Origin of the sequence: Achromobacter sp. ACM04, assembly GCF_014851465.1 — a bacterium.
Lineage (GTDB): Bacteria > Pseudomonadota > Gammaproteobacteria > Burkholderiales > Burkholderiaceae_B > Achromobacter > Achromobacter aegrifaciens.
The window spans coordinates 183,514-195,779 of the sequence record NZ_JACUZS010000002.1; the positions used below are offsets into that span (position 1 = coordinate 183,514).

The following is a 12,266-nucleotide window of genomic DNA, read 5'->3' on the forward strand; positions in this document are numbered from 1 at the left end:
GGATGGCGGAAAGCCGGTTCAGCGCCCGTGGCCGGGCTCCGGTTCTTGATCTACGCCCCTATTGTGACGCCGCCATCGGCTTGGGTGGTGGTATGGGAATACCACGCCCACGCCAGCCCGCCCTATTCCAGCGCGACGGTTACGCCCTTGGCGCCCAGCAGCGTGACCAGTACCTTGGGGTCTATGCCGATCAGATACCCGCGCCGCCCGCCGTTGATGTAGACCACCGGGTAGTCCAGCACTTCGGCCTCGACCCACACCGGCATCTTCTTGCGCGTGCCGAAGGGCGAGGTGCCACCCACCTGATAGCCCGAATGGCGCTGCGCGACCTCGGGTTTGCAGGGCTCGACGCGCTTGAGCCCGGCCTGGCGCGCCAGGTTCTTGGTGGAAACTTCGCGGTCGCCGTGCATGACCACGATGAGGGGTTTGGCGGATTCGTCCTCCATCACCAGGGTCTTCACCACCGCATGCGGATCCAGGCCCAACTGGCGCGCGGCTTCGCCCGCGCCGCCATGGTCGATGTAGTCATAGGTATGTTCCGTGTACGTCACCTTGTTCTGCTTGAGGAACTGGGTGGCGGGCGTTTCGGAAACGTGGCGGGCTTTGCTCATGGTTATGCGTGAAAGAAGAATTTCGAAGCGGCGCGCGCCGGCTAGCCGCGGGGATGGTGGGTCGCGTGCAGCGCCTTCAGGCGTTCGCGCGCGACGTGCGTGTAGATCTGCGTAGTGGAAATGTCGGCATGCCCCAGCAGCATCTGCACCACGCGCAGGTCGGCGCCGTGGTTCAGCAGGTGCGTGGCGAAGGCGTGCCGCAGCACGTGGGGCGACAGCGGCGCGCGCACGTCCGCCAGCAAGGCGTACTTCTTCACCAGTTGCCAGAACGCCTGGCGCGACATCGCTTCGGCCCGGCCGGTGATGAAGAGCGCATCGCTCACGCGCCCGGCCGCCAGCTCTGGCCGCGCGGACTTCAGGTAGCGGTCGATCCAATGCGCAGCCTCGGCGCCCAACGGCACCAGTCGGTCCTTGCCGCCCTTGCCCAGCACCACCCGCACCACGCCTTCGTTCAGGCTCACGTCCAGCGTGCGCATGCCCACCAGCTCGGACACGCGCAAGCCCGTGGCATACAGCGTTTCCAGCATCGCGCGGTCGCGCAGGCCACGGGCCTGCTCCAGGTCGGGCGCGCGCAGCAAGGCATCCACCTGCTGCTCGGACAGCGTCTTGGGCATGCGCGGCGGCTGCTTGGCCGCGATCAGCGTCAGGCAGGGATCGCGTTCGGCGCGGTGCTCGCGCAAGGCCCAGGCGTAGAAGCGGCGCAGCGCGGCCAGCCTGCGGTTGGCGGTGGTGGCGCGGGTTTCCTCGTGGCGGAAGGCGAACCAGGCTTCGATGTCAGCCTTGCCGGCATCGCGCAAGGGCTTGGCGGGTCCAGCAGGCAGCGCGTGGGCCTGTGCCGCATCGCCATGGCGGTCGGCCATTTCGCGCGCATAGGCTTCGGGGTCTTCCAGCCAACGGGCAAAGCCCGTCAGGTCGCGCCGGTAGGCAGCCAGGGTGTTGGCCGACAGGCCGTCTTCCAGCCAGACGGCGTCGATGAAGGCGTCGATATCGGCCTGGGATTCAAGCGGGGGGCGGGTCGCGGGCATGCCAGGATTCTACGGCTCAGCGTCCGCCCACGCCCGCGGCGGCGGACTTCAGCCAGCTCTCGAAGAGCTTGAGCGCCTCGGAGCGTTCGCTGCGCTGCGGATAGCCGAAGTAGTAGCCCTGGCTGACCGACAGCGATTGCGGCACGGGCATCGCCAGCGTGCCCTGGTCCAGCGCGGGCTGGGCCAGGAAGCGCGGCATCAGCCCGACGCCCAGGCCGGCCTGCACCGCCGCCATCACCATGGTGAAGAGTTCGTAGCGCGGGCCGCCGGCGGCGTGCGGACCATAAAGATGGCTATTGGCCGCGTACCACTGGCGCCAGGCGTCGGGCCGTGACGCCAGGTGCAAATGGGTCATGCCGGACAAGGCGCTGACGCCCGGCTCCGGCGTGCGCGCCGCCAGCTCCGGCGCGCACACGGGCACGAGTTCGCGCTCGGGGAACAGCAGCACGCCCTGGGTGCCTGGCCACAATCCGTCCCCGTGATACAGCGCTCCGTCGAAGGGCTGGTCCTTGAACTGGAATGGCAACGTGCGCACGGACAGGCTGACCGTGATGTCGCCATGCTCGCGCTGGAAATCCGCCAGGCGCGGGATCAGCCAGGTCGTCGCCAGGGTGGGCACCACGGCGATATGGATGCTGCGGCCCATGCCGGTGCGGCTGACCAGGCCGAAGGTGTCTTTTTCGATCTGATCCAGATGGTGGCGGATGCGGCCGGCGTACTCGGCCCCATGGTCGGTCAGCACGATGCGCCGGCGTACCCGGGTGAACAGCTGCACGCCCAGGCGCGCCTCCAGGCTGGCCACCTGGCGATAGACGGCGCTGTGCGTCAGGGACAGTTCCTCGGCCGCGCGGGAAAAGCTGCCCAGACGGGCTGACGCTTCAAACGCCTGCAGGGCGCTCAGGTTGGGAATGCCGTTTCTCATATCGAGGGAACCGCCAGGTGCCGGCGGGCGTCCCCGCCGCTCGGCCGCGCGGATCTTGCCGCGGCGCAGCATGGCAGGTCGTGCCGGTGGGTCAATAGATTGTGCAATTTTATCAATTGCATTGTGCGATCAAGGAACATTATGCTCGGATGTCCTAACCTCGGCTCATCATGACTACCACCCCCATGTCCCAGCAAGAATCCCGCCTTGGCGGTCACATCCTGGTCGACCAGCTGGTTGCGCAGGGCGTCAAACATGTTTTCTGCGTCCCCGGCGAAAGCTATCTGGCAGTGCTGGACGGCCTGCACGATGCGGACATCAAGGTCACGGTGTGCCGCCAGGAAGGCGGCGCGGCCATGATGGCCGACGCCCACGGCAAGCTGACCGGCGAACCCGGCATCTGCATGGTGACCCGTGGCCCGGGCGCGTCCAACGCGCTGGCCGGCGTGCACATCGCCAAGCAGGACTCCACCCCCCTGATCCTGTTCGTCGGCCAGATCGAGCGCGGCATGCGCGAACGTGAAGCCTTCCAGGAAATGGATTACCGCGCCGTGTTCGGCACGCAAGCCAAGTGGGTCACCGAGATCGACCAGGTCGAACGCATTCCCGAACTGGTGTCGCGCGCCTTCCACATTGCCACCTCGGGCCGTCCCGGCCCGGTCGTGATCGCGCTGCCCGAGGACATGCTGGTCGAAGCCGCCAAGGTCGCCGACGCGCCGCGTTACGAAATCATTGATTCCGCCCCCACGGTCGGCCAACTGGCCGACCTGGAAAAGCTGCTGGCCGAAGCCAAGAATCCGGTCGCCATCCTGGGCGGCACGCGCTGGGACGCCCGCGCGGTGCAGCAGTTCGCCGATTTTGCGCAGCGCCATGCGCTGCCCACGGCCGTGTCTTTCCGCCGCCAGATGCTGTTCCCGGCCGACCACCCCAGCTTCATCGGCGACGTGGGCCTGGGCATCAATCCCGCGCTGCTCAAGCGCGTCGCCGACGCGGACCTGATCCTGCTGGTGGGCGGCCGCATGTCGGAAAACCCCAGCCAGGCCTACACGCTGCTGGACATACCGGTACCCAAGCAGAAGCTGGTGCACGTGCATCCCGATACCGCCGAGCTGGGCCGCGTCTACCGCCCCACCCTGGCCATCAATACCTCGCCCGCCGCCTTCGCGCAGGCGCTGGCCGGCCTGAAGGCGCCGGCTCAGCCCGCCTGGGCCGCCGGCACGCAGGCCATGCGCGAGTCGTACCTGAAATGGAGCGACCCCAGCGCCATCACGACGCCTGGCGCGCTGCAGATGGGCCAGGTCATGGCCTACCTGGAAAAGACGTTGCCGGCAGACGCCATCATGACCAACGGCGCCGGCAACTACGCCACCTGGCTGCACCGCTTCCATCGTTTCACCCGCTACGGCACGCAGCTGGCGCCGACGTCGGGCTCCATGGGCTACGGCCTGCCCGCGGCCGTGGGCGCCAAGCGCGTGTCGCCGGACAAGACCGTGGTCTGCTTCGCCGGCGACGGCTGCTTCCTGATGCACGGCCAGGAATTCGCGACCGCGGTGCAGTACGACCTGCCCATCGTCGTGGTGCTGGTGGACAACGGCATGTACGGCACGATCCGCATGCACCAGGAAAAGCACTACCCCGGCCGCATTTCCGCGACCGAGCTGAAGAATCCGGATTTCGCCGACTACGCGCGCGCCTTTGGCGGCCACGGCGAACGCGTCGAAACCACCGAGCAGTTCGGCCCGGCCTTCGAACGCGCCCTGGCCAGCGGCAAGCCGGCCATCCTGCACTGCTTCATCGATCCGGAAACCATCACCCCGGGCACGACCCTGGAAAAAATCCGCGACGCAGCGCTCAAGGCGCAGCACTGAAGGCGGGACGGAACGGCGCCGCCGCGCGCCCGCCGTTCCATTCGCCGCTTGCCGCCTGAATTATTTTAGGTTTAAACTTTCTAGCATTCCGAAATCCATAGCGGAGACCCAGCATGTCCTCGAATCCTTCCTTTCACTGGCAAGACCCCCTGTTGCTGGACCAGCAACTGACCGAAGAAGAACGCATGGTGCGTGACGCAGCCTACGCCTATGCGCAGGACAAGCTCGCCCCGCGCGTTCTGAACGCGTTCCGCAACGAACAGACCGACCCGGCCATCTTCTCCGAAATGGGCGAACTGGGCCTGCTGGGCGCCACCATCCCCGTCGAATACGGCGGCGCCGGCCTGAACTACGTCAGCTACGGCCTGATCGCCCGCGAAGTCGAACGCATCGACTCCGGCTACCGCTCCATGATGAGCGTGCAGTCGTCCCTGGTGATGGTGCCCATCAACGAATTCGGCAGCGAAGCGCAAAAGCAGAAGTACCTGCCCAAGCTGGCTCGCGGCGAATGGATCGGCTGCTTCGGCCTGACCGAACCCAACCACGGCTCCGATCCCGGCGGCATGGAAACCCGCGCCGTCAAGACGTCCGACGGCTACAAGATTTCCGGCAACAAGATGTGGATCACCAACTCCCCCATCGCCGATGTCTTCGTGGTGTGGGCCAAGTGCGTCGGCGGCGACTTCGACGGCAAGATCCGCGGCTTCATCCTGGAAAAGGGCATGAAGGGCCTGTCGGCCCCGGCCATCCACGGCAAGGTCGGCCTGCGCGCCTCGATCACCGGCGAAATCGTCATGGACGAAGTGGAAGTGTCCGCCGACCAGATGATGCCCGGCGTGTCCGGCCTGAAGGGTCCGTTCACCTGCCTGAACTCCGCCCGCTACGGCATCGCCTGGGGCGCCGTCGGCGCCGCTGAAGCCTGCTGGCACACCGCCCGCCAGTACACGCTGGACCGCAAGCAATTCGGCCGCCCCCTGGCCGCCAACCAACTGATCCAGAAGAAGCTGGCCGACATGCAGACCGAAATCACGCTGGCCCTGCAAGGCTGCCTGCGCCTGGGCCGCATGAAGGACGAAGGCACCGCCGCCGTCGAAATCACCTCCATCATGAAGCGCAACTCCTGCGGCAAGGCACTGGACATCGCCCGCCTGGCGCGCGACATGCTCGGCGGCAACGGCATCTCCGACGAGTTCGGCGTGGCCCGCCACCTGGTGAACCTGGAAGTAGTCAACACCTACGAAGGCACCCACGACGTGCACGCCCTGATCCTGGGCCGCGCGCAGACCGGCATCCAGGCGTTCTATTGATCGCTTGTTCGGTTCCGACGAAACCGCCCTACGGGGCGGTTTTTTTTCGCGCGACTCAACACAGGGCGGCGCCTGCTGCCCCTGGACAGCGAGCGCCGCGCCCGCCTTCCAGATACCGGTGCCGTTGAAAAGTCGTTAGTCAGACGGGGGATTCAGCAACTGTTCTGCAGCACGCGCAAAGACCGCATAGCAGGTCTCGAATTCCGGCTTCCGCGCAGCGTAGAGCAGTGGCTTCAGACGTTGCTCGAAGTTCGTCTTCAATCCTTCATGAACGGCAGCAGACGCCAATGTGCGCCTCAGCACCGAGTATGCGTCTTGATCAAACCCAGGATGCTGGCCGCGGAATTCCTCTACCTCTTTTCGGACCAGTTCCGCAAAGATCTGACGGGCTGCCGCCAAGGCATCGGGCCGGATTTCTGCAATACGCCAGACGTCATAGACATGGCGCACCAAGGCGGCGTCGTACTCCCCGCGCTGATGCCCATCCCAATTCCAAGCGCAGCGCCGCAGCAGTGACAACACCTTCTCCGCGAGCGTCTCCGCGACCGTGATGCATGCCATCGAAAAACGCAGGGGCGCTACGCGCGGAACAAGGCCGTCGAACATGTAGCCCATGTCGCGCATTTCAGCCGCCAACGCGGTAGAACGATGTATCAGCTCAAGCTTGAGCTCGGGACGCAGCGCACCAGATACGTCCTGAAAATGCGCCGCATATGAAATCGAAAGACAGTAGTAACGACGGCTGTCCCGCGCAACGGGGTTATCCTCATCGTCACGGGTCACAAGTTGGAAGCCGATATCCGTGAGAAGCCGCTCCACCTGCCGATGCAGATTGCCTAGCCGAGCCCGGTCTGTGTGACCGTCTTGCAGCACATAGCCTTCCGGCACATTGTCCAGCACAACCTTGATGTCTATGTCCTCGGACATCCGCTCAACCAGACCATGCGCTTTCGAAAGGCAGGTCCCGCCGGCGAAGACCAAGCGCGTAGCCACGGGGATGGACGCCGGCCTGGGATCCCCCTTCTTGCGGCCTTTCTGATGCGCAATGTGCGTGACCTCGATCTGGGCCAGAATTCGTAGCACATCAGTGATGTGCAGGTCTTTCTCAACGACGGCAGGCGGCAAGGCGCCCAGCAGGCCTGCCGTGGCGGCGTCTTCAATATCAGACTTCTGTTCGTCTGAGATCCTTTTCATACGTCAGCGTGCTGCTCCCTACAGTCACTTTTCGAGTGATGCGCCGGCGTCCCGTACTGACAGTCGCCCCCATGGGAATCTGGGTCGATTTGCCGCAGTTGTATTCGGCTACGAACGCGCTAGGTTTCACAGAGATCTTGAGCTTGCGAAAAAGCTCCGCAGCAATCATTTCCAGCGTTCCTGCAGCGGTCGGCTTGCCCGTGAACTGGTTGACGCGGGTCTTGGCAAAAGCCCCTTTGCTGATGCGTACAAGCATCCCGTCATCGACGAAGCGGGCCAAAACTCGCCCGACCTGTGAGTCGCTCGCCATATCAGCAAAGTCCGAGCGCAAAACGACAACCCCTGCGCGCTGCTTGATCGAGCGACTCATGCGGTCTTCCAGCTTCATACTTTACCTCCGACGGAGCATTGAATTCCATAAGGTCACTGTACTTTATAACTGGCAATTCTTCTAGTAATTACAGCATATTACGTAGCAATATCCATGCATTAATGCGCAGTTTTTGCTAGGCCGAGACGGCTGTGGCCGCGCCACCCAAATTTCGTTTACAACGTAAGTCCCCCCAAAAAAAGGAAGCACACATGACTCCGCGGCAACTGGTCGAAGAATGGGTCCTACGGTTCAATGCCGCCGATGCTGCCGGTCTGGCGGAGCTTTACGATGAAGCGGCGGTGAACCATCAGGTCACCCAGGAGCCCATCGTCGGACGCGAGGCCATACGCGCGATGTTTGAACGGGAGTTCGCCCAGGCCGACATGACCTGCATCGTGGAGACGATCCATGAAGCCGGCGAGGTTGCTGCCCTGGAATGGCGCGATCCCCTCGGGCTGCGCGGCTGCGGATTCTTTACGGTGCGCGGCGGCAGGATCGTGTTCCAGCGGGGTTACTGGGACAAGCTGTCCTTCTTGAAGATGCACGGCCTGCCCATCCAGTAATTGCCGCCAGGCCGCTCTCGTCCCCGCAACAACCCGCGCATTGCCGAAAGCCCGTATAGGCGAGCCCTTGCACTCGCCGTACGCTTTGCAGCATCGGCCAGGCACAGGGCCGGGCGCTCCCGCGCCCTGCCGCGTGTCCCGACCAGGTTTCCCCCCGAGCCCAGGAGCCGCGCATGCAAGGCTGTCCCACCCTCCGCCTGATGATAGGCATTGCCATGGCGTTCATGGCCCATGGCGCCTACGCCGTCACCACCCTCACGATGGCCACCGAGTATCCGGCCACCTCCATGCCCGGACAAGGCGTATCCACGTTTGCCGAACTGGTCCGCGCCAAGACCGCGGGCAACGTGGTCATCGACGCCAGCTATGACGCGTCCAAGGGGATCAAGTCGGCCGACATGATCGATGCGGTGCAAGCGCGCAAGGTGGATGCGGGCGATGCCTTCGCCGGCGCACTGGCGGCCAAGTATCCCTTGTTCGGCGTGTCGTCCCTGCCGTTCCTGGCGGACTCGTTGTCCAAGGCCCGCAACCTGAACAAGGCCGCCCGCCCCGCCTACGAGAAGCTGCTGGCGGCGCATGGGCAGAAGCTGCTGTACACCACGCCGTGGCCGGCGTCCGGCATCTGGTCCAAGCAGAAGCTGGACAGCGTCGCCGCCTTGAAGAAGCTGAGCATCCGCACCTACGACGCCACGTCGCAGGACGTCATGCAGAAAGCCGGCGCCCGCGCGCAGAACATTTCCTTCGCGGATGCGATGCCGCTGATCGCCTCGGGCGAGGTGAACGCGGTACTGTCGTCAGGCGACGGCGGCGCGGGCCGCAAGCTCTGGGAGCACCTGCCCAACTTCGCGGAAATCAACTACGCGATGCCGATCTCGGTGGCGACGATGAACCTGCAGGCGTATCAGGCGCTGGATGCGCGCACGCGCCGCGCCATCGACCAGGCGGCGGCGCAGACCGAAACCGAACAATGGAAGCGCATCGACGGCCGCCTGCAGCAGAACTACGCCAACATGCGCAAGAACGGCGTGGCGATCAATACGTCGGTGCCGCTGCCCGTGCAGCGCGCGCTGAAGGATGCCGCGGCGGACTCGGTCAAGAACTGGAAGGCAGCGGCCGGTCCTGAAGCCGCCGCCATCCTGAAGCAGACAGGCAAGCGCTAGACGGCCAGCCTCAGTTTTCGCCGGACAGATCGAACAGGCTGGTCGCGTCCAGCTCCAGCACGCCTTCGTCGTGCTGGTTCAGGACCGTCCAGGCCCAGGTAATGATGCCCAGGTCGGGACGCGACGACGAGGTGCGCACGCCCTGCACGCGCGCTTCGAGGCGCAGGGTGTCGCCCGGACGCACCGGCGTGCGCCAGCGCACCTCGCCCAGGCCGGGCGAGCCGAAGGATTCGGAATCGTGCAGCGCCGCGTCCACGGCCATGCGCATCGCCAGCGCGCAGGTATGCCAGCCGCTGGCAATCAGGCCGCCCCAGCGCCCTTCCGAGGCACGCTTGGGATCGGTGTGGAACCACTGGGGATCGAACTTGCGTGCGAACTCCAGGATCTCGGCTTCCGTCAGGGTGACCGGACCGCCCTTAATGACCATGCCGTCCTTGAACTCGGCGAACTTCATTTTGTGGATTCCCCCCGCAAATGCAATCGGCGCGCCAGCGCGCGCCGATTGCCACGCATGTTTGTGGATTCAGTACGTTTCGAAATGCAGGCGCCCTTCGCGGCGCAATGCATCATGCAGGATAGACCAATCCTGGCCCGCTTGCACCGTCACATCGCGCAGGGCGTCCAGCACGCCTACTTCCATGCCCTTCAGCCCGCACACGTAGATGCAGGTATTGCGGTCCGCCAGCAGTTCCCGCACCGCGCCTGCGCGGTCGCGGATCAGGTCCTGCACGTAGCGCTTGGGTTGCCCGGCTTCGCGCGACAGCGCCAGGTTGATGTCGATGAAATCTCGCGGCAGCTTCATCAGCGGCCCGAAGTACGGCAGTTCACGCTCGGTGCGCGCGCCGAAGAACAGCAGCAGCTTGCCGTTTTCGCCGGTCTCGATGCGGCGGCGGTAGCGCTCCGTCATCGCGCGCATGGGCGCCGAACCCGTGCCGGTGCAGATCATGATGAGATTGGCGCGGGGGTGATTGGGCATCAGGAAGGTGTGGCCGAACGGCCCGATCACCTGCACCTTGTCGTTCTTGGCCAGGTCGCACAGGTAGTTCGAGCACACGCCATGCGCGGCCGCGCCCGCATGGTCCTCGGTGACGCGCTTTACGGTCAGCGAAAGATTGTTGTAGCCGGCCCGCTCGCCGTCGCGCGGACTGGCCAGCGAGTACTGGCGCGCGTGGTGCGCCCGGCCCTGCGCGTCCACGCCGGGCGGCAGGATGCCGATGGACTGCCCTTCCAGCACGGGAAACGGCAGCTCGCCGAAGTCGAGCACGATATGGTGGATGTCGCTTTCCGTGTCGGCGCCGGTCACGCGGTAGTTGCCGACCACGGTGGCCGTCATCGGCGTCTTGTGCGTGTACAGGTTGACGTATGGGTGGGCGGCGGACCAGGGCGGGACCGTTGCGCCGGGCGCGGTGGAAGTCGCGGGCGCGGCAGGCTGCGGCGTATCCGGCTCATCGCAGGCCGGCGCGGCGGCAGCCGTTTCCGGCAGCGCCTTCTCGCCCGGCAGTTCTTCCCAGCCCAGTTGTTCCTGCACGCCATAGGCTTCGGCGCGTACCATCAGCCGCCAGTTGTCGATCGCCCCCGTGGGGCAAGGCGGCACGCAGGCCATGCAGCCGTTGCAGATCTCGGGATCCACCACGTAGTTGTTCGAGTCGTGGGTGATCGCCTTGATCGGACAGGTTTCTTCGCAGGTATTGCAGCGGATGCAGATCTCGGGATCGATCAGGTGCTGCTTCAGGACTTCTGCTGGTAAGGGAGCGTTCATCTCGGTCTTCCCCATGCTCCGGTAGGCGGCCGTGGAAACAGCCGCCGCCCCGCTTTAGTTGAAACGGACGTACTCGAAATTCACCGGCTGGCGGTTGACGCCCATGACGGGCGGCGCGATCCAGTTGGCGAACTTGCCCGGCTCGGTGACGCGGCCCATCAGCGATGCAACGAAGGCGCGGTCCTCGGGCGTCGGCAGCCATTTGTGACTGTTGGCCTGCCATTGCGATTCGGACAGGATCTCGCCTTCGGGCGACATGCGGATGCCTGCCAGCGTGCCGATCTGGCGGTTGAAGGCCTTGTGCGGCACTTGCAGCCGGAACGGCAGGCCGCTCTTTTCGATGACCTTGTTCCAGCGCCCGATGCCAGCGACCGAATCGCGGATGAAGTCGTCGCGCAGCACTTCGTTCAGGGCGTTCAGCATCGGCACCTCGATCTCGCGCAGCCTGCCGTTTTCCACGGTCAGCACGCGGTAGGTGTCGTTCTTCAGCTGGTGGTCGTCGGTGCGCTTGCTTTCCTCGTAGCGGCCCTTCAGGCCCGAGCCGTAGAAAATGGCCGCATTGGAGGACTGATCCGCGCCGAACAGGTCGATGGTGACGCTGTAGTGGAAGTTGAGGTAGCGCTGGATGGTGGGCAGGTCGATCACGCCGGCCGCGCGCACCGCTTGCGGGTCATCGGTCTTGAGCTGGTTCATGACCTCGCAGGTGCGCTGGATGACGCGCGAGATGCCGGATTCGCCCACGAACATGTGGTGCGCTTCCTCGGTCAGCATGAACTTCGTGGTGCGCGCCAGCGGATCGAAGCTGGACTCCGCCAGCGCGCACAGCTGGAACTTGCCGTCGCGGTCGGTGAAATAGGTGAACATGTAGAAGGCCAGCCAATCGGGCGTCTTCTCGTTGAACGCGCCCAGGATGCGCGGATTGTCGGAATCCCCCGAGCTGCGCTGCAGGAGCGCGTCCGCCTCTTCGCGGCCATCGCGGCCGAAGTAGCGGTGCAGCAGGTAGACCATGGCCCACAGGTGGCGGCCTTCCTCGACGTTGATCTGGAACAGGTTGCGCAAGTCGTACTGCGAGGGCGCGGTCAGGCCCAGGTGGCGCTGCTGCTCGATCGAGGCCGGTTCGGTGTCGCCCTGCGTGACGATGATGCGGCGCAGGTTGGCGCGGTGCTCGCCGGGCACATCCTGCCAGACGTCGCGGCCCATGTTCTCTCCGAAATGGATCTTGCGCTGCCCGTCCTGCGGCGCCAGGAAGATGCCCCAGCGGTAGTCCGGCATCTTGACGTGGTCGAAGTGCGCCCAGCCGTCCGGCTGCACGCTGACCGCCGTGCGCAGGTAGACGTCGAAGCCGTGGGAGCCGTCAGGCCCCATGTCCTGCCACCACTGCAGGTAGTTGGGCTGCCAATGTTCCAGCGCGCGCTGCAAGGTGCGGTCGCCGGACAGATTGACGTTGTTGGGGATCTTATCGGTGTAGTTGATTCCAGACATGT

The 12,266-nt window shown here is 65.0% G+C and carries 12 protein-coding genes; 4 read left to right on the forward strand and 8 right to left on the reverse strand.

Going from position 1 to position 12,266, the window contains the following annotated elements; translation table 11 throughout:
• Positions 1-122 precede the first annotated feature (122 nt).
• The 3 genes from ybaK to IB259_RS11575 are packed head-to-tail and all read right to left on the reverse strand — an operon-like array spanning position 123 to position 2,558.
• The gene (ybaK, locus tag IB259_RS11565; RefSeq protein WP_054451406.1) at positions 123-611 is read right to left on the reverse strand and encodes a Cys-tRNA(Pro) deacylase; all 489 of its coding nucleotides are present in this window, start codon (positions 609-611) and stop codon (positions 123-125) included.
• A 41-nt stretch (positions 612-652) separates the two neighbouring features.
• Positions 653-1,636: a site-specific tyrosine recombinase XerD gene (gene xerD / locus IB259_RS11570; protein WP_119450596.1), complete on the reverse strand. Its 984-nt coding sequence runs from the start codon at positions 1,634-1,636 to the stop codon at positions 653-655.
• 16 nt (positions 1,637-1,652) lie between these two features.
• On the reverse strand, positions 1,653-2,558 hold the full coding sequence (locus IB259_RS11575) for a LysR substrate-binding domain-containing protein (RefSeq protein ID WP_192329083.1): 906 nt from the start codon (positions 2,556-2,558) through the stop codon (positions 1,653-1,655).
• A gap of 185 nt (positions 2,559-2,743) precedes the next feature.
• Here IB259_RS11575 and IB259_RS11580 point away from each other — a divergent pair, with 185 nt between their 5' ends.
• Both IB259_RS11580 and IB259_RS11585 read left to right on the forward strand, forming a co-directional pair.
• Positions 2,744-4,426, forward strand: coding sequence for a thiamine pyrophosphate-binding protein (locus tag IB259_RS11580; protein ID WP_192329085.1), 1,683 nt, complete (start codon positions 2,744-2,746; stop codon positions 4,424-4,426).
• Positions 4,427-4,539: 113 nt separating this feature from the next.
• Positions 4,540-5,733: an acyl-CoA dehydrogenase gene (locus IB259_RS11585; protein WP_054451413.1), complete on the forward strand. Its 1,194-nt coding sequence runs from the start codon at positions 4,540-4,542 to the stop codon at positions 5,731-5,733.
• A 135-nt stretch (positions 5,734-5,868) separates the two neighbouring features.
• Here IB259_RS11585 and IB259_RS11590 read toward each other — a convergent pair whose 3' ends face one another.
• The gene (locus tag IB259_RS11590) at positions 5,869-6,927 is read right to left on the reverse strand and encodes a nucleotidyl transferase AbiEii/AbiGii toxin family protein (RefSeq protein ID WP_192329087.1); all 1,059 of its coding nucleotides are present in this window, start codon (positions 6,925-6,927) and stop codon (positions 5,869-5,871) included.
• The gene (locus tag IB259_RS11595) at positions 6,896-7,315 is read right to left on the reverse strand and encodes a DUF6088 family protein (protein WP_054451416.1); all 420 of its coding nucleotides are present in this window, start codon (positions 7,313-7,315) and stop codon (positions 6,896-6,898) included. The genes IB259_RS11590 and IB259_RS11595 overlap by 32 nt, the downstream gene beginning before the upstream one ends.
• Positions 7,316-7,509: 194 nt before the next feature.
• Between IB259_RS11595 and IB259_RS11600 the strand changes: the two genes are divergently transcribed.
• Together IB259_RS11600 and IB259_RS11605 are read left to right on the forward strand one after the other, a co-directional pair.
• Entirely contained in the window at positions 7,510-7,863 is a 354-nt protein-coding gene (locus tag IB259_RS11600; protein ID WP_054451417.1) for a nuclear transport factor 2 family protein, read from the forward strand.
• Between the two features lie 173 nt (positions 7,864-8,036).
• Positions 8,037-9,023: a TRAP transporter substrate-binding protein gene (locus IB259_RS11605; protein WP_192329089.1), complete on the forward strand. Its 987-nt coding sequence runs from the start codon at positions 8,037-8,039 to the stop codon at positions 9,021-9,023.
• Positions 9,024-9,033: 10 nt separating this feature from the next.
• Here IB259_RS11605 and IB259_RS11610 read toward each other — a convergent pair whose 3' ends face one another.
• The 3 genes from IB259_RS11610 to boxB form a co-directional block, all read right to left on the reverse strand.
• Positions 9,034-9,477 carry a MaoC family dehydratase gene (locus tag IB259_RS11610; protein ID WP_054451423.1) on the reverse strand — a complete coding sequence of 148 codons (444 nt, stop codon included), beginning with the start codon at positions 9,475-9,477 and terminating at the stop codon, positions 9,034-9,036.
• 69 nt (positions 9,478-9,546) lie between these two features.
• Positions 9,547-10,782 carry a benzoyl-CoA 2,3-epoxidase subunit BoxA gene (gene boxA, locus IB259_RS11615; protein ID WP_119450593.1) on the reverse strand — a complete coding sequence of 412 codons (1,236 nt, stop codon included), beginning with the start codon at positions 10,780-10,782 and terminating at the stop codon, positions 9,547-9,549.
• Positions 10,783-10,836: 54 nt separating this feature from the next.
• A complete protein-coding gene (gene boxB, locus IB259_RS11620) occupies positions 10,837-12,264 on the reverse strand; it encodes a benzoyl-CoA 2,3-epoxidase subunit BoxB (RefSeq protein ID WP_054451425.1) in 1,428 nt (475 codons plus the stop codon).
• Positions 12,265-12,266 lie beyond the last annotated feature (2 nt).

Coding starts and splice junctions, on each gene's coding strand:
- ybaK (WP_054451406.1), bottom strand. CDS start 611: ATGAGCAAAGCCCGCCACGTTTCCGAAACGCCCGCCACCCAGTTCCTC.
- xerD (WP_119450596.1), bottom strand. CDS start 1,636: ATGCCCGCGACCCGCCCCCCGCTTGAATCCCAGGCCGATATCGACGCC.
- IB259_RS11575 (WP_192329083.1), bottom strand. CDS start 2,558: ATGAGAAACGGCATTCCCAACCTGAGCGCCCTGCAGGCGTTTGAAGCG.
- IB259_RS11580 (WP_192329085.1), top strand. CDS start 2,744: ATGTCCCAGCAAGAATCCCGCCTTGGCGGTCACATCCTGGTCGACCAG.
- IB259_RS11585 (WP_054451413.1), top strand. CDS start 4,540: ATGTCCTCGAATCCTTCCTTTCACTGGCAAGACCCCCTGTTGCTGGAC.
- IB259_RS11590 (WP_192329087.1), bottom strand. CDS start 6,927: ATGAAAAGGATCTCAGACGAACAGAAGTCTGATATTGAAGACGCCGCC.
- IB259_RS11595 (WP_054451416.1), bottom strand. CDS start 7,315: ATGAAGCTGGAAGACCGCATGAGTCGCTCGATCAAGCAGCGCGCAGGG.
- IB259_RS11600 (WP_054451417.1), top strand. CDS start 7,510: ATGACTCCGCGGCAACTGGTCGAAGAATGGGTCCTACGGTTCAATGCC.
- IB259_RS11605 (WP_192329089.1), top strand. CDS start 8,037: ATGCAAGGCTGTCCCACCCTCCGCCTGATGATAGGCATTGCCATGGCG.
- IB259_RS11610 (WP_054451423.1), bottom strand. CDS start 9,477: ATGAAGTTCGCCGAGTTCAAGGACGGCATGGTCATTAAGGGCGGTCCG.
- boxA (WP_119450593.1), bottom strand. CDS start 10,782: ATGAACGCTCCCTTACCAGCAGAAGTCCTGAAGCAGCACCTGATCGAT.
- boxB (WP_054451425.1), bottom strand. CDS start 12,264: ATGTCTGGAATCAACTACACCGATAAGATCCCCAACAACGTCAATCTG.